Source organism: Hyphomicrobium sp., from assembly GCF_041659645.1.
In the GTDB taxonomy this organism is placed as follows: domain Bacteria; phylum Pseudomonadota; class Alphaproteobacteria; order Rhizobiales; family Hyphomicrobiaceae; genus Hyphomicrobium_B.
Window position 1 is genome coordinate 496,666 of the sequence record NZ_JBAZXX010000004.1, and the last position, 21,518, is coordinate 518,183.

Consider the following 21,518-nt stretch of genomic DNA (forward strand, 5'->3'; position numbering starts at 1 on the left):
GGTGATGCTGCACGGGGCTCGTGCCTCGCGCAGTTCGTAAAATGGCGACAATTCGTTAAAGCAAGGCTTAAGAGCTTCCTCCGTTAGTCGAAGAGTCGGGAGATGCAACCCATAAGATTTCCTCGACGACCATGGCTCCGACGCCGATGGACACGGCGAAACACGGCGTCCTACGTTAAACTTTCGCTCGTATTAACCTTGGCGATGGCGATTGCGGTGTTTGGCCGCCATCACGGTGGGCCGTGGCGCTCGCCAGTCGCCAACGACCCATTTCCTCCGACGGTGACCGGCTACGGCAAGCCGATCGACGGCGACAGCTTGTGGGTCGGCGCCGCCGAAGTGCGCCTTAAGGGCATCGACGCCCCCGAATGGAAACAGCGTTGTCGGCGTGACGCTGTGCCATGGAACTGCGGTGAAGCCTCCCGCGAAGAGCTGCGTCGTTCCATCGGCCGCGATGATGTGACCTGCGCGATCAGCGAACGCGATACCTATGGCCGGATGCTCGGCCGCTGCACGGCTGGTGGCCGTGATCTCAACGCCGGAATGGTCGCATCCGGCATGGCGATCGCCTACGGCAGTTATTGGAACGAGCAGGCGAAGGCGCGGGCCGGGCGGCGCGGTCTCTGGGCCGGAGATTTCGAAAATCCCAAGGATTGGCGAGCGAAACAGGCCGCGGAAGGGGGCAAGTAATCGATGCGCATCATTGAGACACACGCTGCCCCGAGCCCGAGACGCGTCAATATTTTCCTCGCCGAGAAGGGCATCGTCGTGCCGCGCGAGGAATGCGATATGATGACGGACGACCTCAAAAGCGGCGACTTCGCAAAACTCAACGCATGGCACCGTGTTCCCGTGTTGGTGCTCGATGATGGCCGCACGATCGCTGAGACGGTCGCAATCTGCCGCTATTTCGAGGAGATCGCGCCCGAGCCGCCCCTGTTCGGTGTCGGCGCGGTCGGCAAGGCTGAAGTCGAGATGTGGAACCGGCGCGTCGAACTTGGATTAGCCAGCGCGGTCTTCAGCGTCTTCCGTCATTTGCATCCGAAAATGGCCCACCTCGAAGTGCCGCAAATTGCTGAATGGGGCGAAGCGAACAAGGAGAAAGTTGCTCAAGAACTGCGCCGCCTGGATGACCGGCTTGCCGTCAGCCGTTTCATCGCCGGAGACGACTATTCGATTGCCGACATCACGGCCCTCGTCGCCGTCGATTTCATGCGGCCCGCCCGCCTTGGCAGACCCGACACGTTCGCCAACGTCACACGCTGGCATCGAGAGGTATCGGCGCGGCCGAGCGCCATGGCTTGATCGCGTCAAAACCAATCGCCGAAATTATCCGGAAGCAATGGAATAAATTGCCAATAGCGCCGTTGACACGCGAGATGAGTAGAATAATAATCTCAAAAATGCCAGAATCATGTAAAATGATATTTCCAATCCGAAGGATGTTGCCGCATGCTCGACGATATGGACGTCAAAATTCTGCGCATTCTTCAACAGGATTGCACGCGTCCCGTGGCCGACATCGGCAAGGAGGTCGGCCTATCGACGACGCCGTGCTGGCGGCGCGTCCAGAAGCTTGAGGAGTCGGGCGTCATCCAACGCCGCGTCGCGATCCTGGACGCCCAGCAGGTGAATGCGGGTGTCATGGTCTTCGTGTCTATCAAGACCGACAAGCACTCTCTCAACTGGCTCGAAAAATTCCATGCCGCCGTCGCAGAATTTCCGGAGGTCGTCGAATTCTATCGCATGTCCGGCGACATCGACTACTTGCTGCGCGTGGCGGTGCCCGATATCGCAGCTTACGACGCGTTCTATAAGAAGCTGATCTCGCGGGTGGATATTGCCAAGGTCTCGTCGGCCTTCGCGATGGAGCAGATCAAATATACGACCGCCCTGCCGCTCCAATTCGCGATCACCGAGCGCTCGGGAAAAAGCGAGCGGGCCGAGGCCTGATCGCTTCAGTTCTTAGCTTGCCTGCTTGGGCTTGAGGCGCGCGATAAGGCTCGACGTATCCCAGCGATGGCCGCCTAGCTCCTGGACGTCGCCGTAGAACCGATCGACCAGTTGCGCCACCGTCAAATCCGCGCCGTTCGACGCGGCTTCATCGAAACAGATTGCAAGATCCTTGCGCATCCAATCGACGGCGAAGCCGAAATCGAACTTGCGCTCGTGCATCGGCTGCCAGCGGTTTTCCATCTGCCACGATTGCGCTGCGCCCTTCGAGATCGTCTCGATCAACGCGGCCACGTCGAGCCCGGCGCACTCGGCGAAATGGATCGATTCCGCCAAGCCCTGAACGAGCCCGGCAATGGCGATCTGATTGCACATCTTGGCAAGCTGCCCCGATCCCGGCGGCCCCATAAGGCGGACGGCGCGCGCGTAGCTTTTGATCAGCGGCTCGGCGGTGCCGAAAGCCGTTTGGTCGCCGCCAGCCATGACGGTCAGCACGCCGTTCTCGGCGCCCGCTTGGCCGCCTGATACCGGACAGTCCAAAAATTTGAATCCATTTGCATCGGCCGCGGCTGAGAGTTCGCGCGCAACCTTGGCGGACGCCGTCGTGTGATCGACGAAGATCGTGCCCGCGGCCATTGATTGAAACGCGCCCTCAGGCCCCGTCGTTACGTTGCGCAGATCGTCGTCGTTGCCGACGCACGCAAACACGGCGTCGCAGCCTCGCGCCGCTTCAGCGGGAGTCGCTGCAATCGATCCGCCAAATTTGCGCTGCCACGCCTCGGCCTTCGCGGTGGTTCGATTGTAGACGACGACATCGTGGCCACCACGCGCTTTCAAGTGGCCGGCCATGGGAAAGCCCATGACACCCAAACCTAGCCAAGCCACCTTTGCCATATCGCCAATCCCCGTCCGCGTTGTTCAGCGTAATCTCGACCGCAGCCGCAGATGGCAAAAAGAAACGCCGGGATCAACAGGCATTGTCCCGGCGCGTCATGTACCGATGCCCAACTTCCGGTTATCAACGGCCGTCCCGGTCAAATCCGCGCACAGGCTGACCGCTCGCGGTACAGACGAGGCCGTCGCGACGATCCGGATGGCAATTGACGCGTTTGTCGATAGCGGCACGCCATTGCGAGAATTCTGGCCCATAGCGGTCGGCAACCTTGCTTCGCCAACCCTGAATTGCAGCGCGGCGGGCATCACCCTCGCGGACGCTGAGAGGAACACCGTCGTCGGGCGCGGCAACCTGGACTTCGACGCGCGGCGGCCTGTCGTCGAAATCGGGCGGGGGTGGTCCTCCGACGCCGCGCGGCGGCGGTGACGATGGTGGTGGTGGCGTTCCTCGTCCGTCGCGGGAGGGAGAATAGACGTCTTCCGAAGGAGAATAGGTCCCGCTCGGGGGAGCGTACGCATCGCCCGAGGAGGCTGGAGCGCGACCATTGTCGCGGTCATCTGAGCTGCCATCCTGTCGCGCGTCGTCCTGGTCGGCCTGTCCCGGCGTGCCCGGCGAGGGGGCTCCGAATTGCCCGTTGCCCTGATGCGTAGGGGTATAATTGTCCTGCGGAGGTGCGTCGCTCGGCAGGCCCGTGTTATTCTGCCCCCGGTACGGCGTGTATTCGAAATTTTGCGCAGCCAAAGGCGTTGCGAATCCCACAAGCAGAACCGCGACTGCGAATTTCAGCTTGAGGGGCAGACGTTCCATTCACGTTCTCCGAACCACAATTCAACAGCGAAGCTTCGTGCTTCGCTTTCCAATAGATAGATGCCATGACCTGAGCCGATGCTGAACGGTGGAATGCCCAGGGATGGGCGCCGCCGAACCCTCCAGCGATATGCTAAGTGAAGACCTCGACTGAAACCTGCCGGAAGACAATGACAAAATTGGCGACACTTGATTCCCCACCTCTTGCTGTGACTTACGGCGACGTCGTGCGCGCTGCCGACGCGATCCGCGGCGCGGTCATCCAAACACGTTTCGAGCCCAGCCGGACGCTCAGCTCGCTTCTCAACGCCGAGGTCTGGCTGAAATTCGAGAACTTACAATTCACAGCCTCCTATAAGGAGCGCGGCGCCCTCAATAAGTTGCTGTCGCTCACGGGCGCCGAACGGAAAAATGGCGTCATCGCCGTCTCGGCCGGCAATCACGCGCAGGGGGTTGCCTATCATGCCCATCGCCTCGGCATCCCCGCGACGATCGTCATGCCGGCCTCGACGCCGACCATCAAGGTCGAGAATACCCGCAGCCACGGCGCCGAGGTCATTCTCGAAGGCCAGACGCTGGAGGATGCCTATGCCTTCGCGGTCGCCTATGGCGCCGAGCGGAGCTTGACGTTCGTCCACCCGTTCAATGATCCAGCCGTCATCGCGGGACAAGGAACGGTCGCGGTCGAGATGCTGGCCGTGGCCCCCGACCTCGACGTGCTGATCGTGCCGATCGGCGGCGGCGGTCTGATCTCGGGAATGGCCGTCGCGGCGAAGGCAATCAACCCCAAAATCAAGGTCGTCGGCGTCGAGGCGCAGCTTTATCCGTCGATGCTCAATGCCGTGAAGAACTCGTCTCTGCCTGTCGGCGGCGACACGCTCGCGGAAGGCATCGCAGTCAAGACGCCCGGTACGCTGACACAAGAGATCGTCAAAGCGCTTGTCGATGACATCCTGCTGGTGTCGGAATCCGATCTCGAACGCGCCGTCTCGCTTTTGATCACGATCGAGAAGACGGTCGTCGAAGGGGCGGGCGCTGCCGGACTTGCCGCGCTCATCGGCGCGAACCGCTTGTACAAGGGACGCAAGATCGGGCTCGTTTTATGTGGCGGCAACATCGATACGCGGCTGCTCGCGAGCGTCTTGACGCGTGAACTCGCCCGCGACGGCCGACTCTCCCGCCTCGCCATCGACATTCCCGATCGCCCCGGGCAACTCGCCAAGGTCGCCGGTATCATCGGCGGCGTCGGCGCCAATGTCGTCGAGGTCTACCATCAGCGTGTCTTTACGGATGTCCCCGCGAAGGGCACGGAACTCCACCTCGTTATCGAAACGCGCGATCGCCTTCATCTCGATCAAGTCGTGCTTGGCTTGAAGGAGGCGGGCTACGTCGTGATCGTGAAAAGTTCGACCGGCGCCGGCGCACCCTGACGTCGAAGGCAAAAGAAAGGGCCCTACGCGCGGTGCGAAGGGCCCTAAGGGGTTCGAGAAGGTCGGATCGAAGAGCTCGGAATCGGGTGAGTAGAAGTCGGTCGTGAAGGTGACGGAGGAGACTTGGTTACCTGGAAGACAAAAGCGTCGGGAGCCGGAAGTCCAATCCGGAACCATCGTGAAATGTATCGAAGGCAAGACTTCCGATCAGAAGCACACCGGTTGCCAGAAAACACAACGCCATACCCGCACGCGTCAAACGATCGAGGGTGGAGTTCTGATCACTGGCGGCCTTGAGGTCCATCGGACAAACCCGCTTTCATCTACTGAAGTAAGACTCTTGTAACCGACTTTTACGAGACCGTCGATTTTGAAGTCTTGCGATGACTAACTCGCGTTTTACGAATTTAATGAAGTGTTCACACCTCCTAAAAAGTCGTAATTCCACGCTCCATTCCGGGAACAAATCGAAGCGGGGTATTTGCGGAAAGCGCCACTATGGCGCCGCGCCCGAGCCCTAGGGATGGAGGACGATAACGACGGGCAGGGGCCGGAAGGCGGGACGCGAGAGACGTGCAATTCAAATACCTGATCCGTTCCGCGTGCCGCCTGTCGGTCTTGCTGGCTGTCGCTTGGCTCGGCGTCGCCGTACCCGCAGCCGTTGCGCAGACCTCTCGGAAGGCGGCGGCATCTTCCGTACCGGCGCGGCCTGAAGAGCCTCTCGCCGCGAAGGCGTATAGCGTCCTTGAAACCTACTGCGCGCGCTGCCACCAAACCGGCGCATTGGAACGTCCGCTGGCGTCTGGCGGCCTCGCGAATATTCTTGCGATCGATGCTCTGGCGCGCGATCCGGTCCTGGTGAAGCCGGGCTTTCCTGATGCGTCCCGCCTCTACGACGTGCTTGAGACGCGGCACGCGCCGCTCGACGTTTTCCCTGGCGCGAACGCCGTGTCCGAACCACAGCCCGACGATATCGAAGCGGTCCGCCGCTGGATCAAGGATTTGCCCGACACAGCGCAGACCTGCCCGTCGCGCCAACCCGTTCTACCGGTCGATGTCGATAAGCTGATGCGCGATGCCCAGCGACTCGAACGCGATCAGGGCAAGGACGTGCGCTTCATCTCCCTGGCCCACCTCTACAACGCATGCGCGACGCCGGAAGAGCTGTCGGCCTACGAAGCTGCGCTCAACAAGCTGATGAATAGCCTTTCCTGGTCCCCCGATCCGGTGAAGCTAACGTCGCTCGATGCGGCCGGCACCGTATTGTCCTTCCGCCTTTCCGATTTCGGCTGGAATGCTGCGCGCTGGGCCTTGATCGAGAAAGCCTACCCGCCAGCGCTCGTTCATGCGGTCGCGCCGGATGTCTTGAAGACAGCGGGCAGCAAGGCGGTCATCGTCAACGGCGATTGGCTCGCGGCGGCCGCGGGAGAGACGCCGCTCTATTACGATCTTCTCGGTATCCCGCCGAAGTTATCGGCGCTCGCCAAGATGAACGGGACGACGATCGATGCCGACATTCGCTCCGGCTCCGTTCGACGGATCGCCGTTCGCGAAAGCACGGTCACGCGTGGCAATCGCCTGATCGAGCGTCACCCCGGCGACCGGGCGGGTATGTGGCTCGTATATGATTTCGCGACCAGCGGCGGCGCGCAAAACATATTCGACCACCCGCTCGGACCGAAATCGGCAACCAAGGCTGCTTCGCCCTTCAAAGCCGATGAAGTTCGCGCGCTCTTCGCGCTGCCGAACGGCTTCTATGCCTTCGCCCTGTACGATGCCGATGGCAATCGCATCGATCGAGTTCTGCCGGGCATCGAAAAACCCTACGCGGGCGATGAGGCCGATGCCGTCGAGCCGACGACCAGGGCCGGCACCAATTGCTTTGCGTGCCATAACGAAGGCTTGATTAACGCCAAGGACAATTTCAGATCGGCGGGACCGATCGATATCTCCGCTGCGCCAATGCCTGCCGATCGCCGCGTCGCGCTGCCGCTTTTCGGCACCGACAGCGAAAACGCCCTGCTGATGCTCGGCGGCACCGATCGCTATCGCGCCGCTGCGAAATCCGTCGGCATCGATCTCGGACTGCGGATCAACGGCGAAGAATTGGTCTCGGGCCTCGCGCGTCGTTATCGCGAAGGCGCCGATTTCGAGGTCGCGCTGGGCGAGACGGGCCTCGAACGCAAAGAGTTCCTGAATGAGCTGGCGGATGCCAAAGGCCCCGCCGCACCGCTCGCACGACGTCTCCTCCATGGCGTGCTTTCACGGACGCAGCTCGAACAGCTTTTCTCGCTCCTCAAGGGGATTGATGCGCCGAAACAGACGGCTTCCGCAGGCTTTCTTCGCGAGGTGAGATCCGAGATCGGCCTCAGCATGTGGCTCGACAGGCCGCGCCCTGTTCCCGGCGACCTCGTGACCATCGAGGCCGAAGCCGATAACGACTGCTACCTCACGGTCATCAGCGTCAATGCGGAAGGCGTCGCGACGGTGCTGTTCCCGAGTGATTTCCAGACCGACAATCTTCTCGCCGCAGGCAAGCCCGTAAGCATCCCGCCTCCCGATGCACCTTTTCAGCTCCGCTACAAGGCGGAGGGGAGCGAAACGCTTCTGGGCCGTTGCTCGGCGCGCTCCGCTCCACCCGTCGGCATCGAGCATGATTTTGAGCGCCAGCGGTTCACCGTGCTCGGAAACTGGGAGAACTTTCTCGAAGATACCCTCGTGACCGATTGGGAGATGCGCACCAACCCCGAAAAGGCCGAGCGCGCGCGGATCGCGCGGACCGGGTCCATCGGCCGTCGCCAGGCACGCGGTGAACGCGTCGACGCGCCACGTCCCGACGTCGTCAGCGAGAGATCACTGCGCGATGGGCGCGCCGTCCTCGTCTTGGGACTGAGATAGCGCTTCGGTTGTCGCCGGGAAACGCCTGGAAACAGGGCAATTTCATCAAACTGTCATAAGCGATAGGTGCCGAAAGGCATCGCTCTGCGTGCCAATTGCGACCGCACCCTCGCCATCGGGAGAGAATCCGACAACCCTGTAGAGCGTTTGGGTTCGGGAAAGGCTTTACAGAGGGAGCCGAGGTACCTAAATGCACCCCTTCAGCATCGTATCGAAAGCCGACATCGCTCGGCTGCCGCGCGCGAAACCGGATAGCTCTTCCTCAGGAGGTTCTTTCGCGATGGAGAAGTTTGCCACCGCCCTCGAAATGGTGACCGAGTTGAAGCCGGATCTGCCGGTCTTCGCCGCTCGTCCCCATGCCGCCGGCCGTGCCGCTCGCTGGTTCATCAAAAACTTCCCCGGAGAGGTCGCCTACGCCTACAAGGCGAATAGCTCGGTGTTTCTTCTTGGCGCGCTTTACGGCGCCGGCATCACGCAGTTCGACGTAGCGTCCGTCGCCGAACTCGAGGACGCGGCGACGATCCCGGGCGTTCGCCTGCATTTCATGCATCCCGTGAAATCGCGCTACGCTATCCGCCGCGCCTATTTCGACTACGACATCAAATGCTACGCGCTCGATACGGAAGAAGAGCTGCAGAAGATCGTCGAAGAGACGGACGGCGCCAAAGATCTTGAACTGTTCGTGCGCATTTCCGTTCCGGCGAAGAACAGCCGCGTGCCGCTCGAGCATAAGTTCGGCATCTCGGGACAGAAAGCGCAGCGGCTTCTCGTCAAGGCGCGTCAGGTCGCTGACGAACTTGGCATCACGTTCCACGTCGGCTCGCAAACGACGACGCCCGACGCCTACGCGATGGCGTTCGATGAAGTGAAAAAGCACATCGTAAAGGCCGGCGTCGTCGTCGATGCCATCGATATCGGCGGCGGCTTCCCGTCGCGCTATACCGACAGCGTCCCGGCGCGCTTGTCGGACTTCATCGAAGTCATCAAATCCTCGATGGCGAAAATGCCCGTGACGGAGCATTGCCGCCTGATCTGCGAACCGGGCCGCGCCCTTGTCGCGGAAGCCGAAAGCCTGATCGTAAAAGTCGATCTCCGCAAGCCTGGGAACCAGCTTTACATCAACGATGGCTCATACGGTGCGTTGTTCGATAGCGCACACCTGGGCTTTGTTTTCCCCGTTCGTCTCATCCGTCCTGGCCTCGATCCGAATGAGCCGCTCGAACCGTTCGAGTTCTGGGGACCGACGTGCGACTCCATCGATCGCATGAAAGGTCCGTTCATGCTGCCGGGGTCAGTCCGCGAAGGCGATTACATCGAGATCGGGAACCTCGGCGCTTATGCGCGCGCGATGGGCACCCGCTTCAACGGTTATGGCGAATACGTCGACGTCATCTTACAGGACGAGCCGATGTATTCGATCTACACGCAAGACCTCGAGCCGATTGCCCGCAACGCCTAGGCATATTCGTTCGATATGTCCCCTCATGTCATGGCCGCAAAGGTGGCCATCCACAAGAACCGATTATTGCTCGTTGACTGGGCGCCGGCCTTCGTCAGCATGACGGAGTAAAGGTATCAGTTCGACGCCTTCGCCAGCGAGACAAGCACCGGCTCAACCCGGTAGCTTTCGGGGAAGAGCCGCTTCAAGTTTGCGACCTTCGGCAAATCGTTGATCACGATGTACGGATAGTTCGGGTTCAACGTCAGGAAGTTCTGATGGTAGTTCTCAGCCGCATAGAACGTGCGATCGGGCTCGACCGTCGTGACGATCGGGTCCGAGAAGACATGCGCTCCGTCGAGCTGCGCGATATAGGCTTTCGCGACCTTTGCCTGCTCGGCCGTCATCGGGAAAATCGTTGAGCGGTATTGCGTGCCCGAATCCGGCCCTTGGCGATTGAGTTCGGTTGGATCGTGCGCGACTGAGAAGTAAATCTGCAGCAGCTTGCCGTAACTCACCTTCTGCGGATCGAACTTCACCTGCACGGATTCTGCGTGGCCGGTCGTGCCCGTTCCGACAACCTGATACAGCGCATCCTGCTGATCGCCGCCGGTATATCCCGAGACGGCGTTCGTCACGCCGGCAACGTGCTGGAAGACGCCTTGGACGCCCCAGAAACAGCCGCCTGCAAACACCGCCGTTTCGAGCTGGGCACCCTGCGGCGCGGTCTCATCGACGGCCGGAGGCGGCACGCGCCGGCCTTCCTCGGCATCGACCCGGATACCGCCGACGCTGAGAACGACGGCCAGAACTGCTATTGCAGTTAGCGAGTAGAAGACACGATCAGGCCGAAAGAACGATTTGAGATCGATTGCCATCGGAAACACTCCCGGGGGAATGGCTGAATGAACATACTGATGGCTGTTCGCTCGATCGACGCGGTTCGTTACATCGGCCTGTCGCGGTCATGTCCTGGTGAAGCCTATGAGCCGAGGGCTTATTTTGAGATGCGCGAAATTTTCGAACCTTCGAGCGTCAAATTATACATGAGGCCCTTCGGATCGAGGATGAAGCCCACGACCGGGCTCGTGATTTTGTTGGTATCGATCGATCCGCCAGCGCCAATCGTGATAATCGCAACGGACGCATCGGCGCCGACCTTCCAGCCTGACGTGTTGCGAAACTGGCGGAGCGCCTGCGGCGTCATGAACGCGATGATGACCGAACGCGCCTGAACGCCGAGCTGAAATCCGAACGAAGCCGACACCGTATTATAATATCCGGCATTGCGGCCTTCGATCATCAGCGCGCCTTCACCGTATTCTCCGCCGACGCCGAAACCGGCTTTCACGACGGACGGAAAGACGAGGATGCCGACGGACTTGTTCGCGAGTTCACGCGCGCCACCGACTTGGCGAAAAAATCTGTCGAGTGTTTCGTGCACGCCCGCATCGATTTCCCGGGCCGACGCCGCGTGGCCGTCCGGTGCCGCAGCGACGATTGCAAAGAGCGCGAACAGCGCAACACAAAATCCCTTGATGGTCATTTTTGTTTTCTCCCTCGTTCCCCGCCTGACGCTTGGCGGTGTTTCATGGCCGAATTCCGCATTTCGGCGGAAAATCTTACGTCGCGGAATTAAAGTCGGCGATTAACGCTGTTCGGCGACGAACGCAAATGCCCCGGGCTGCCATTCCGGGTTGGACGTTTGGCCAATAGGGATGGGGACCGAGAGGGCAGGCCCCCGTTGCCTTTATCGCTTCCGTCTTACCGGATGAACACCCAGATAAGCGCCATCGCCGTGGCACCGACCGCGAGCCCCAAGGGCAGCGTCGCGATCTGGAGCATCGCTTCGCGTCCGCTGATGAGACCGGTTGCGACGTCGACCCGGCCGCGGAGGAACTGGCGGAAGGTGCGCCCCCGTCCGGCCGCCCGGCTGTTGGCGGAATAGTACGCGCCAAGGGCCATGCCACCGAGATACATGACGAATGTCGTGGTGACGACACCGACTGCCATCCCGGTTTCGCGGTCGAACGCGGCGAAGCATGTCCAGCTGAGCAACGCAAACCAGGCGCAACTCGCGAGCCCTATGAAAATCGGGGCAGAATGGACCGAGAGATCCGTGTCGGCGGCTAAATCGGCGGCCCGCGACTGCGACTGCGACGGCGTGGCGATGCGGGGCTTATGATGTAGCCAAGCCCCGGTCTGCCGGGGGAGACGGTCGCTGAAAATATCTGCGAAAGCCATGAGCAAACTCCTGTCTTCAGATCATTTGCCGGAGCCTCCTGTATCGAAGCATCGCCCGGCGCTGAACCTAAGATCGAAGGTCGCGATCCATAAATCTAACGCATTGTTCCAATCCAATTGATCGGCAAAATCGATCGAATGTTATGGGAGAACAAAATGGTGGGCGGTATAGGGATTGAACCTATGACCCCACGCGTGTGAAGCGTGTGCTCTACCGCTGAGCTAACCGCCCGTTTGGGACGGCCCTTATGCGAGGCGCCGGATCGGACTGTCAAGCCGCAAACCGGGGCCTGACGGTCGCGGCGAGGCAGACCCTACGGCTTGGCGGCGGGGGCTGGCACCACCGACGCCGTTTCCAGAATGGCCTCGATTCCAGCGCGGCTCGCATGTCCGTTGGCGAGTTCGCTCTTCGGCACATAGGCCGTCACGATCGCCGCACGCCCTTCGCCACCAATGACGAGCAGAAACCGCGACTGCGGCCCTTCGGTGCCCTTGGCGTCCGCGAGGACATAGGTATGCGCGTCCGTCCGCTTCAGCGCGTCGTCGGCGTAAGTCGGATTGGTGTAACCGAGGCTCTGCAAGAATTGCAGAAAGGTAGGACCTTTGAACTCGTGCAGCGCCTCGGGCGGCAGCTCCGAGATTTCGACGGTGATGCCCGACGAATCCTGATGGATGGCCGGTACCTTCCCACCGACATCCTTGAAATCGTCCGGAACGTTGAGAGACACCGGCCCGACCACCGCTTTCTTCGCGAACGCATCCGGCGCCGTGGCGAATGACAGCGCAAGAGCCGCAAAGGCAAAAACGGCGAAGCGCGAAAGCGAAAAAGTCGTCGGCATGGCCAATCCTCAAGGTACAAGCGCCGTCATCGTCGACGCGGCCGACGCTGTCACACACCCTGCGGCTAGGACGCAAGAGAAACTCTGCGTACCAGGATTGATTCGCCGGCGCCGGACATCCCGTTTCTCTAGCGAAAGTTGCGGGACGCGGCTGTGGACCCTCGATTTTCGGCCATTTGCCCACGGATGTGATGCCGTGCGGACCTTGCGCGGGTTCGTTCATAATGCCATGTCTCCCGGCAAACACGAACGATGCCGGGGCCGCCAGGGCGACCTCTCAAATCGGCATCGTTGGGGAGGACGTTTTGGAGTCAGGGGAGCCGCAACGCCCGAGTCTGATCTCTTTGGGGCTGAACAAAATCGGCCTCGTAGGGATCAGGGCGCCGATATTGTCGGCGATCATCGTCCTCCTGCTGACCGCCGTCGCCGCCGCTGGCATCTCCCGCTTGCGGGTCGACGATAGCCTTTCGGAATTGTTCCGCACCAACACCCCCGAATTCAAGACCTACGAAGAGATCGATAAGCGGTTTCCCTCAAGCGAATACGATGTCCTTGTCGTGGTCGAGGGCAAGAACCTGTTGACCCGGGAAGGGCTGACAGCCTTCGCCAACGCAGCCGCCGATCTGCAACTCGTTGATGGCGTCAACGGCATCGTGTCGATGCTGTCGGCGCGCGGCAAGCCCGATGCGACGGGCTATGCGCCGCCGATCGTACCCGATGACCTGCCAGACAATCCGGCCGAGTTCGACAAGATCCTCGACGCGCTCAAGACCAACGACATCGTCAAAGGCAAGTTTCTGTCGAATGACGGTCAGCTTGCACTGATGGTTCTGGCGCTCAATCGCGACATCGTTGCCGAGAAGTCCGCCAAGGTTGTCATCGGCGAGATCGAGCAGACGGCGAAGCAGGATCTCAATTCTGTCGGCCTCTCCGCGAAGCTTGCCGGCGCACCGGTGATGCAGCTCGAAATCCGCAACGCCGTCGAGCGCGACCAGATCGTCTATAACGGCTTGGGCCTCTTCTTCGGCGCCGGGATCGCCGCACTCTTTTTCCGGCGCGTCTCGCTAATGCTGGTCGCGGCCTTGCCGCCGGTCATCGCCGTCGCGTGGTCGCTCGGCCTCCTCGGTTGGCTCGGTTTCAAGCTCAATCTCTTCCTCAACGTCATGACGCCGCTCATCATGGTGATGGGCTTCGCCGACAGCATGCAGATGGTGTCGGCCTTCCGCATCAGGCTCCGCGAGGGCGATACCAAGCTCGCAGCCATCCGCTTTGCGATCCTCGTCGTTGGCCCCGCGTGCGTGCTGGCCCACGCCGCCACGCTGCTGTCATTCCTCGCACTCCTCTTCTCTGAATCGGGCCTAATCCGCACCTTCGGAGAGGCGGGCGCGATGGCGGTCTGCATCTCGTTCTGCGCCGTGATCATCGTATTGCCCATCCTCGCGCTGCTGTTCGTCCGCAACGAGAAAACTCTCGCCCGCGATCACAATCCGGCCGACGGCCTGATGGATGCTCTGGGCACGTTCGTCGGCACCGTCGTCGACCGCGTCGTCAAACATTCAGTGGCCTACACGCTGATTGCCTTTGCGCTATTTGCGTGCTTCGCGGCGCTGCATTTACAGCTCGAGCCGCGCTATCGCCTCGCCGATCAGGTGCCGGACCGTGAGCAGGCCATCGCCGCAACGGGACGCATCGATTCAAAGCTCACCGGCGCCAATCCGTTTCACGTCATGATCCAGTGGAAAAACGGCGCCAGCCTCTACGATCCCGCGACTCTCAAGGTCATCGAAGAGACGCATGTTGCGCTTGAAAAGGCGGCGGGCCTCGGAAACGTATGGTCGCTCGAAAGTCTGCGGCGCTGGCTGCGCGAAAACGGCTCCGACAACGTCGCGACGATCAAGAAGTACGTCGGTCTTCTGCCTGAGCATCTCGTCCGCCGCTTCATCGCACAGGACGAAAAAGCCGTGCTCGTGACGGGCCGCTTGCCCGACGTCGACGCCAGCCAGATCTTGCCGCTCGTCCATAAGGTCGATGCCGCTCTCGATCCCATCCGTAAGGCCAATCCAGAATACCAGATCTCCGTGACCGGTCTGCCGGCGCTCGCGGCGCGCAACAGCTACCGGATGATCTCACAGCTCGACGAAAGCATTCCGCTTTGCGTGCTCGTCGCGGCTGTCCTGCTCGCGCTTGCGTTCCGCTCCGTCTTCGTCGGCTTCATCAGCCTGCTTCCGGGCCTGTTCCCCGTCGTGACATCCGGCGCCGTGCTTTATTTCATGGGGGGCGGGCTCGAATTTTCGTCCGTCGTGGCGCTGATCGTCGTCTTCGGCCTCGGTGTCGACGCGCTTATTCACTTCCTCAACCGGCTGCGAATGGAAGAGAAGCCCGGCGTCCCGCCGGAGCTTGCCATCCGGCGCGCCCGCGTGCTCGTGGGCCCGGCGATCATCCTGACGACGATGGTGCTGGCATTCGGCCTCGGCGTGACGATCTTCTCCGATCTGCCGTCGCTCCGCCTGTTCGGATTGGTCTGCGGCGTGACGTTGTTGGCCTCGCTTGTCGCCGACCTCGTGTTCCTGCCGGCAACGATCCTTGTCTACCGCCGTTATATCAGCGGCCACGACGTTTGATGCGGTGAACAATCGTTAAAGGTTGCGGCCGCCGCGGTTGGCAGCCTACTGTTGCGTGCAATGCTCTCCGAGAAAGCCATGGCACGCAAGCTCATTGTCGTACTGGCGAACGCCGATCCCCATAGCGATGAGGCGATCGGTGCGCCGATTTTTCAGGCGTCCGTCGCGGCCTCGATGGGTTATCAGGTGGAAGTCGTATGCACCGGCAACGCTGCCACGATCCTGAAAAGCGGCGTCGCCGAAGCCATCCACGTCAAATCCGCCGAAGCCCGCACGATCTATGACTTCATCAAGGAAGCCCATGCCGCGGGCGTGCGGTTCCACTGCTTTTCGACGGGCCTCGATACGTGCGCGATGCGTAAGCATGATCTCATTGCCGAATGCAGCGGCGTCATTGGCGCCGCGCACTTCATTGAGGAGATCATGGAAAACGATTGCCGAGTGCTGACCTACTAGGGCCTCACGAATTGACCGACGTTCCCGCAAGCTTCCCGAGAGCCGCCCGCAGATCGCGATAGTCGTCGATCACGATGTCCGGACCGAACGACAAAACGGGATCGACGCTATATCCGAAGCTCACCGCCACGACCGGCACTTGCGCGGCCTTCGCCGTCTTGATGTCGGTTTCGCTGTCGCCGATCATGATGCTCTTGTCGGCCCGCCCGCCGGCCATCGCGATCGTTCCAGTCAAATGTCGCGGATCGGGCTTATAGGTCCCGAGACTATCGCGCCCGGTCAGCGCCGAAAAATAACCGTCGAGCTTAAGGGCTTCGAGAACGGAACGCGCCTGCGCTTCCATCTTGTTCGTGCAGACAGCAAGCGTCGCACCCTCGGCTTTGAGCCCGTCGAGCACCGCGACGATGTGGGGGTAGGGGACGCTTCGATCTGCGATGTGCGCGGAGTAATAAACGATAAAGATCTCGAACAGATCGTGTAGCTCGCGTTCGGAGAGCTTGCGGCCGTGCGCCTCGACGGCCCCATTGATCATCGCCAGCGCCCCGTGGCCGACGAAGGGACGAATCTCCATCTCGTTGATTCGCTCAAGGCCGAGCGTCGACAGGACGTAATTCGTCGCCTCGGCAAGGTCGGGTGCAGTATCGACAAGCGTGCCATCGAGGTCGAAAACGACCGTCCAATCCTTCATGATTTCTCCTCGCGTTTTCAACGCACCGTATTCGCCTCGATCCACTCTGTCACGGCGTCACGAATGCCTGCTAGATCGGCGCTCGGCTTGAAAGCGCCACGCGGTCAGCCTAGACAGGGCGCGCGGCTCGGCGTGGCAGCAACGTTTTGGTCTTTGGGGGCACAATGAGCACTGACGATTGGAAGCGGCAGGCGGCCGAGCAGGCGCTGGCCTATGTCGAAGACGGGATGAAGCTCGGTCTCGGCACGGGGTCGACGGCCGCGAAATTCGTCGAGCTGTTGGGCGCGAGGGTGAGATCGGGCCTCAAGGTCATCTGCGTTCCGACATCGGAAGCGACCCGGGCTCAAGCAGCCGCACTCTCGATCCCGCTGACGACGCTCGATGCCATGCCATCTCTCGATCTGACGGTCGACGGCGCCGACGAAATCGACGATGAGCTTCGGCTTATCAAGGGCGGCGGCGGCGCATTGCTTCGGGAAAAAATCGTGGCGGTTGCCTCCAACCGCGTCGTGATCATCGCCGACAACAGCAAGCGCGTCGAGATGCTTGGCAAGTTTCCATTACCACTCGAAGTCGTGCCGTTCGGTTTGGCCGCGACCGAAAGCCTGATCGCCAAGCTTGCCGCCGATGCCGGGCTCGACGGCGAGATCACGTTGCGCCGTGGCACGGACGGCAATCCATTCGTAACCGACAACGGCAACCATATTCTCGATTGCGCGTTCGGCTCGATTGACGATCCCGAAGCCCTAGACGACGCTTTGAAGCTCGTCCCCGGTCTTGTGGAAAGCGGCCTTTTTCTCGGCATTGCCGACGTCGGCATCATTGCTGGGCCGAAAGGCGTGGAAGTGCTATCGGGAATTGAGATCGACTTCGAAGAGGACATGTGATCATGAGCCGCGTACTGAAAGTAATCGCTCTGCTTTTCGTCTGCTTTTCGAGCGCCGCCCTTGCCGATGACACGACAGCGACGCCGCCCGATCCGGCCCGCGTCGCCGCCGCCCGTGATCTTCTCGAAGTCACCGGCGTGACGAAGCAGATGGACGGCATGGTCGAAGCCATGTCTCGCGGCTTTGCGAAAGGCGCCAATGCCGACAACTCGGAAGCGGGAAAGAAGCTCTCCGCTCAGTTCGACTCGAGCATGAAGAAGCTGCTAGACTACAAGGATCAGATGATCAGCGACTTCGCCAACCTTTATGCCGAAACATTCACGGCGGAGGAAATGAAAGCCGTCGCTGATTTCTATCGCTCCGGCCCCGGCGCCAGGTTCATTTCGATGACCCCGGAGCTGATGAAAAAAGGTGCCGAGATCGGTATGAAATACAGCACGAAGATCGCCGACGAACTTAAGGCTGGCCAAACGCCGTCGGCCGACCAGAAATAAAATCAAATAGATTCCGCCGAATAGATTTCCGCTCTAAAGATTCAGAATGTCAGACTTCGAATACGATCTGTTCGTCATCGGCGCGGGTTCGGGCGGCGTCAGGGCCGCCCGAATTGCGTCGAGCCATGGAGCCCGCGTCGCGATCGCGGAAGAGGACCGCATCGGCGGAACGTGCGTAATCCGCGGCTGCGTCCCGAAAAAGCTTCTCGTCTACGCCAGCCGCTTTTCCGATGAATTCCGTGATGCCGAGGGTTTCGGCTGGACCTTGCCCGAGCCAAAATTCGACTGGGCGTCGCTTATCGCCGCGAAAGACTCGGAAATATCGCGCTTAGAGACGGCATACCGTTCGACGCTCGATAAATACAAAGTCTCGATTTTTCCCGAACGTGCGATGTGCTTGTCGCCGAATGAAGTGCGCCTCGCCGCGTCCGGCCGCACCATTTCAGCGAAAACCATCCTGATCGCGACGGGCGGCCACCCAAACGTCGATCGCAAGCTGCCCGGCATCGAGCACGCCATCACGTCGAACGAGGTCTTTCATCTGTCAGAACTGCCGCGCCGCATCGTCATTGCCGGAGGTGGATATATCGCGACCGAGTTCGCGTCGGTGTTTCATGGCCTCGGATCAGAGGTCACGTTGATCTACCGCGGCGAAAAAATTCTCCGCGGCTTCGACGACGATCTGCGCGACGGTCTGATCGCCACCATGCGGGGCCGCGGCATTCGCATCATCAACGGACAAGTCTTCACGAAGATCGAGAAGACGCCGTCTGGCCTCCTCGGAACGATCTCGGGCGGCGATACGCTCGAAGCCGATCAGATATTGTTCGCGATTGGACGTTCGCCGAATGCGAGGGGCCTCGGACTCGAAGCCCTCGGCGTCGGAATGGACGCCACCGGTGCCATTGTCGTCGACAACGCATCGCAAACGGCGGTGCCTTCGATCTACGCCGTCGGCGACGTAACGAACCGCGTCAACCTCACGCCGGTCGCCATCCGCGAAGGCCAAGCCTTTGCCGACACCGTGTTCGGCAACAAGCCCTGGCAGGTCGACTACACGACAATCCCGACCGCAGTCTTCACGACGCCCGAAATCGGTACTGTCGGTTTCACGGAACACGAAGCGCGCGCGCAATACGGCAACGTCGATATTTACAAAGGCAGTTTTCGGCCGATGAAAGCCATCCTCGCCGGTCGCGACGAACGTATGCTCATGAAGCTCGTGGTCGAGGCCGCGACCGACCGGGTCGTCGGCGTTCACGTCCTTGGCCCCGATGCCGCCGAAATCGTCCAGACTGCAGCCATCGCAGTTCGCATGGGCGCGAAGAAAGCCGATTTCGATCAAACCATGGCCTTGCATCCATCCGCCGCAGAGGAACTTGTGACTTTGCGCGAGAAATGGCTCGCGCCGGGAGAAGCAGCGGCTTGATCGCGGAATAGCCGCGCCCTATGGGTTCTCCCCCCAATCGACGACGTGAGGTTCACATGGCGCGGCTCAGCGGCAAAATTGCTATCGTGACGGGCTCGGGCGGAGGCATCGGCGCGGCGATCGCGCGACGCTTCGCTGCTGAAGGCGCCCACGTATGGGTGACCGATATCAACGGCGAGACCGCGGAAGCAACCGCGAACGGTATCACGGCTCAAGGCGGCGCTGCGACTGCGATGGTCGTCGATGTCTCGAAAGGCCAGGACGTTACGGCGCTTTTCCGCAATATCGAAAGCGCGCACGGCCGCGTCGACGTCGTCGTCAACAATGCCGGCATTCTCGTCCGCGGTGAAATCCGTCAGCTTTCCGATTCCGACTGGACCAAACTGCGCGAAGTGAATATCGACGCCATTTTGCGGATTTCGCGCGACGCGCTGCCGCTGCTCCGGAAGTCGAAGTCGCCGTCGCTCATCAACATCTCGTCGATCATGGCGTACCGCGGTCTGCGTCCTCTCGCGGCTTACACGACGACCAAAGGCGCGATCACGGCCATGACCAAGGGCCTCGCCGTCGAATACGCGCCCTTCAATGTCCGCGTGAACTCGATTGCGCCGGGTTACGTCGAATCCGCGATTACCGATCGGCTCTTGAAGCTGCCCCCCGTCAGGAAGGCACTGATCGACAAAACGCCCATGGGCCGCCTCGGCACGCCCGAGGACATAACGGGAGCCGCAGTCTTCTTTGCGTCGGACGACAGCCTATATTGCACGGGATCGGAACTGGCCGTCGATGGCGGCATGGGAGCCGGGCTTTGAACGCGGGGATCGACGCCTAGGGTGGGCTGGCGCCGGTCGCCGATATCACCTATAAGCGCCCCGAGATAATATGCCACAGAGCAGGGTCAGGCGCCGCCTCCGGGTCGGCGTCCAATCGGTGCTTTTCAGGAGTTTACTATGGCGTCCAACGCCCAAGCTGAAAAATGGTCGCCGGAAAGCTGGCGCGGCAAGCCCATCATGCAGGTGCCGGACTATCCCGACGCCAAGGCCCTCAGCGACGTCGAATCCCGCCTCGCGACCTTCCCGCCGCTCGTTTTCGCGGGCGAAGCACGCGAGCTGAAGAAGCAGCTTGCGGCGATCGCCGGCGGCCGTGGCTTCCTGCTGCAGGGCGGCGACTGCGCCGAAAGCTTCGTCGAGCATCGCGCCGACAACATCCGCGATTTCTTCCGCGTCTTCCTGCAGATGGCGGTCGTGCTGACGTACGCTGGCGGCGAGCCCGTGACCAAGGTCGGGCGCATCGCTGGGCAGTTCGCCAAGCCGCGCTCTTCGCCGACCGAGAAGAAAGACGGCTTGGAGCTGCCGAGCTATCGCGGCGACATCATCAACGGCACCGAGTTCACGTCTGCGGCTCGCATTCCCGATCCGCAGCGCCAGCTTGAAGCTTATCGTCAGTCGGCGGCGACGCTGAACCTGATCCGCGCCTTCGCGACCGGCGGTTATGCCGACCTCGAACGCGTGCATCAGTGGAACATGGGCTTCGTAAACGATAGCCCGCAGGGGCACCGTTACCAGGAAATCGCCGATCGTATCGCCGAAACGCTGCAGTTCATGCGCGCCTGCGGGATCACGTCCGACAACACGCCTCAGCTTCGCACCACGAGCTTCTACACCAGCCATGAAGCACTGCTTCTCGGCTATGAAGAGGCCCTGACGCGTAAGGATTCGACCAGCGGTGACTGGTACGCCACGAGCGGCCATATGATCTGGGTCGGCGACAGAACGCGTCAGCCCGATCACGCGCATATCGAATACTGCCGTGGCATCAAGAACCCGATCGGGTTGAAGTGCGGCCCGTCTCTCGATGCCGATGGCTTGCTGCGCCTGATCGATCTTCTGAACCCGAAGGATGACCCCGGCCGCTTGACGCTTATCTGCCGGTTCGGCTTCGACAAGGTGGAAGCTCACCTTCCGAAGCTCATCCGCGCCGTGAAGAAGGCGGGGCGGTCCGTCGTCTGGTCGTGCGACCCGATGCACGGCAACACGATCTCGGCCGTCAACGGCTACAAGACCCGGCCGTTCGATCGCATCCTGAAGGAGAGCCTGTCGTTCTTCGAGGTTCACCGCGCGGAGGGCACGCATGCGGGCGGCATCCACGTCGAGATGACCGGCCAGAACGTGACGGAATGCACGGGCGGCGCGACGGCGATCTCCGAACAGGATCTGTCCGACCGCTATCACACCCACTGCGATCCTCGCCTCAATGCCGATCAGGCCTTGGAGCTGGCTTTCCTCGTTGCCGAGCAATTGAAGAAAGAGCGGGACGCGGACGCCCATCCGGAGCAGAAGACGCTGATCGCCTAACGCGGCGGCGATTTTCAGGACGAGCCATTGTGTGTATGCTGAACGGCGGCCGGATCTAACGCGGCCGCTGTTTTCGTCCCGAGGT

The 21,518-nt window shown here is 61.1% G+C and carries 20 protein-coding genes and 1 tRNA gene; 13 read left to right on the plus strand and 8 right to left on the minus strand.

What is annotated here, in order from left to right:
• Positions 1 to 204 precede the first annotated feature (204 nt).
• The 3 genes from WC811_RS16780 to WC811_RS16790 all read left to right on the plus strand — a co-directional run bounded on the left by WC811_RS16780 (position 205) and on the right by WC811_RS16790 (position 1,953).
• Positions 205 to 690, plus strand: coding sequence for a thermonuclease family protein (locus WC811_RS16780; RefSeq protein WP_372646743.1), 486 nt, complete (start codon positions 205 to 207; stop codon positions 688 to 690).
• A gap of 3 nt (positions 691 to 693) precedes the next feature.
• Positions 694 to 1,305 carry a glutathione S-transferase gene (locus WC811_RS16785; RefSeq protein WP_372646465.1) on the plus strand — a complete coding sequence of 204 codons (612 nt, stop codon included), beginning with the start codon at positions 694 to 696 and terminating at the stop codon, positions 1,303 to 1,305.
• A 147-nt stretch (positions 1,306 to 1,452) separates the two neighbouring features.
• A complete protein-coding gene (locus tag WC811_RS16790; protein WP_372646466.1) occupies positions 1,453 to 1,953 on the plus strand; it encodes an Lrp/AsnC family transcriptional regulator in 501 nt (166 codons plus the stop codon).
• A 12-nt stretch (positions 1,954 to 1,965) separates the two neighbouring features.
• On the opposite strand, the gene WC811_RS16795 is transcribed toward WC811_RS16790, so the two are convergent.
• Both WC811_RS16795 and WC811_RS16800 read right to left on the minus strand, forming a co-directional pair.
• On the minus strand, positions 1,966 to 2,847 hold the full coding sequence (locus tag WC811_RS16795; RefSeq protein ID WP_372646467.1) for an NAD(P)-dependent oxidoreductase: 882 nt from the start codon (positions 2,845 to 2,847) through the stop codon (positions 1,966 to 1,968).
• A gap of 124 nt (positions 2,848 to 2,971) precedes the next feature.
• Positions 2,972 to 3,655, minus strand: a complete 684-nt coding sequence (locus WC811_RS16800) for a hypothetical protein (protein ID WP_372646468.1) — start codon at positions 3,653 to 3,655, stop codon at positions 2,972 to 2,974.
• 170 nt (positions 3,656 to 3,825) lie between these two features.
• Here WC811_RS16800 and WC811_RS16805 point away from each other — a divergent pair, with 170 nt between their 5' ends.
• The 3 genes from WC811_RS16805 to WC811_RS16815 all read left to right on the plus strand — a co-directional run bounded on the left by WC811_RS16805 (position 3,826) and on the right by WC811_RS16815 (position 9,442).
• Positions 3,826 to 5,085, plus strand: coding sequence for a threonine ammonia-lyase (locus WC811_RS16805; protein ID WP_372646469.1), 1,260 nt, complete (start codon positions 3,826 to 3,828; stop codon positions 5,083 to 5,085).
• Positions 5,086 to 5,658: 573 nt separating this feature from the next.
• The gene (locus tag WC811_RS16810) at positions 5,659 to 7,983 is read left to right on the plus strand and encodes a DUF4384 domain-containing protein (protein WP_372646470.1); all 2,325 of its coding nucleotides are present in this window, start codon (positions 5,659 to 5,661) and stop codon (positions 7,981 to 7,983) included.
• Between the two features lie 280 nt (positions 7,984 to 8,263).
• Positions 8,264 to 9,442, plus strand: a complete 1,179-nt coding sequence (locus WC811_RS16815; RefSeq protein ID WP_372646471.1) for a type III PLP-dependent enzyme — start codon at positions 8,264 to 8,266, stop codon at positions 9,440 to 9,442.
• 116 nt (positions 9,443 to 9,558) lie between these two features.
• On the opposite strand, the gene msrA is transcribed toward WC811_RS16815, so the two are convergent.
• From msrA to WC811_RS16840, 5 genes are all read right to left on the minus strand, one after another.
• The gene (gene msrA, locus WC811_RS16820; RefSeq protein ID WP_372646472.1) at positions 9,559 to 10,299 is read right to left on the minus strand and encodes a peptide-methionine (S)-S-oxide reductase MsrA; all 741 of its coding nucleotides are present in this window, start codon (positions 10,297 to 10,299) and stop codon (positions 9,559 to 9,561) included.
• Positions 10,300 to 10,418: 119 nt separating this feature from the next.
• Positions 10,419 to 10,967 (minus strand): YSC84-related protein, encoded by a 549-nt coding sequence (locus WC811_RS16825; protein WP_372646473.1) that lies wholly within the window; start codon positions 10,965 to 10,967, stop codon positions 10,419 to 10,421.
• Between the two features lie 218 nt (positions 10,968 to 11,185).
• The gene (locus WC811_RS16830; RefSeq protein ID WP_372646474.1) at positions 11,186 to 11,665 is read right to left on the minus strand and encodes a hypothetical protein; all 480 of its coding nucleotides are present in this window, start codon (positions 11,663 to 11,665) and stop codon (positions 11,186 to 11,188) included.
• Between the two features lie 157 nt (positions 11,666 to 11,822).
• Positions 11,823 to 11,897 (minus strand) — tRNA-Val (locus WC811_RS16835).
• A gap of 82 nt (positions 11,898 to 11,979) precedes the next feature.
• Positions 11,980 to 12,504 (minus strand): hypothetical protein, encoded by a 525-nt coding sequence (locus tag WC811_RS16840; RefSeq protein WP_372646475.1) that lies wholly within the window; start codon positions 12,502 to 12,504, stop codon positions 11,980 to 11,982.
• Between the two features lie 224 nt (positions 12,505 to 12,728).
• Between WC811_RS16840 and WC811_RS16845 the strand changes: the two genes are divergently transcribed.
• A complete protein-coding gene (locus WC811_RS16845; protein ID WP_372646476.1) occupies positions 12,729 to 15,125 on the plus strand; it encodes an RND family transporter in 2,397 nt (798 codons plus the stop codon).
• 78 nt (positions 15,126 to 15,203) lie between these two features.
• The gene (locus WC811_RS16850; protein WP_372646477.1) at positions 15,204 to 15,581 is read left to right on the plus strand and encodes a DsrE family protein; all 378 of its coding nucleotides are present in this window, start codon (positions 15,204 to 15,206) and stop codon (positions 15,579 to 15,581) included.
• A 4-nt stretch (positions 15,582 to 15,585) separates the two neighbouring features.
• Here WC811_RS16850 and WC811_RS16855 read toward each other — a convergent pair whose 3' ends face one another.
• Positions 15,586 to 16,269, minus strand: coding sequence for an HAD family hydrolase (locus tag WC811_RS16855; RefSeq protein ID WP_372646478.1), 684 nt, complete (start codon positions 16,267 to 16,269; stop codon positions 15,586 to 15,588).
• Between the two features lie 164 nt (positions 16,270 to 16,433).
• Between WC811_RS16855 and rpiA the strand changes: the two genes are divergently transcribed.
• The 5 genes from rpiA (at position 16,434) to WC811_RS16880 (ending at position 21,433) form a co-directional block, all read left to right on the plus strand.
• A complete protein-coding gene (gene rpiA, locus WC811_RS16860) occupies positions 16,434 to 17,156 on the plus strand; it encodes a ribose-5-phosphate isomerase RpiA (protein ID WP_372646479.1) in 723 nt (240 codons plus the stop codon).
• Between the two features lie 2 nt (positions 17,157 to 17,158).
• Positions 17,159 to 17,650, plus strand: a complete 492-nt coding sequence (locus WC811_RS16865; protein ID WP_372646480.1) for a DUF2059 domain-containing protein — start codon at positions 17,159 to 17,161, stop codon at positions 17,648 to 17,650.
• 46 nt (positions 17,651 to 17,696) lie between these two features.
• A complete protein-coding gene (gor, locus tag WC811_RS16870) occupies positions 17,697 to 19,079 on the plus strand; it encodes a glutathione-disulfide reductase (protein WP_372646481.1) in 1,383 nt (460 codons plus the stop codon).
• Positions 19,080 to 19,135: 56 nt separating this feature from the next.
• On the plus strand, positions 19,136 to 19,891 hold the full coding sequence (locus tag WC811_RS16875; protein ID WP_372646482.1) for an SDR family NAD(P)-dependent oxidoreductase: 756 nt from the start codon (positions 19,136 to 19,138) through the stop codon (positions 19,889 to 19,891).
• Positions 19,892 to 20,029: 138 nt separating this feature from the next.
• Positions 20,030 to 21,433: a class II 3-deoxy-7-phosphoheptulonate synthase gene (locus WC811_RS16880; RefSeq protein ID WP_372646483.1), complete on the plus strand. Its 1,404-nt coding sequence runs from the start codon at positions 20,030 to 20,032 to the stop codon at positions 21,431 to 21,433.
• The last annotated feature ends 85 nt before the right edge of the window (positions 21,434 to 21,518 follow it).